Annotated in this window: 1 protein-coding gene; it reads left to right on the forward strand. The window is 63.9% G+C overall.

Annotated elements, in window-relative coordinates:
• Positions 1-15 precede the first annotated feature (15 nt).
• A partial coding sequence (locus J0A65_RS25680) for an AMP-binding protein (protein WP_232850160.1) occupies positions 16-479 on the forward strand: 464 nt, incomplete at its 3' end.

Raw genomic sequence — 479 nt, forward strand, 5'->3', positions numbered from 1 at the left:
GGCCATGCGCCGAGCATGCGCATCTATTGCTTCGGTGGTGACGCGGTGCCCGAGGCAGCATTCGAATTGGCGCGGCGCAGCCTCAAGGCGGAACACCTGATCAATGGCTATGGGCCTACCGAAACGGTGGTCACGCCCCTGTTGTGGAAGGCCGATGCTACCAGTCGTTGTGGTGCCGCTTATGCGCCCATCGGCGAGGCAGTGGGCGCTAGAGACCTGTACGTACTCGACGAGCACCTGCAACCGCTGCCGCGCGGTGTGGTCGGCGAGTTGTACATCGGCGGTGAGTTGCTGGCGCGCGGTTATCACCAGCGTCCTGGGATGACCGCCGAGCGCTTCGTTGCCGATCCCTTCGGCATGACGGGTGGGCGTCTCTACCGTACCGGCGACCGTGTGCGTTGGCGTGAAGATGGCTCGTTCGATTACCTCGGGCGCGTCGATCAGCAAGTCAAGATTCGCGGCTTCCGTATCGAGCCCGG

The organism is Bowmanella yangjiangensis, from assembly GCF_017255015.1.
Taxonomy (GTDB): domain Bacteria; phylum Pseudomonadota; class Gammaproteobacteria; order Enterobacterales; family Alteromonadaceae; genus Bowmanella; species Bowmanella yangjiangensis.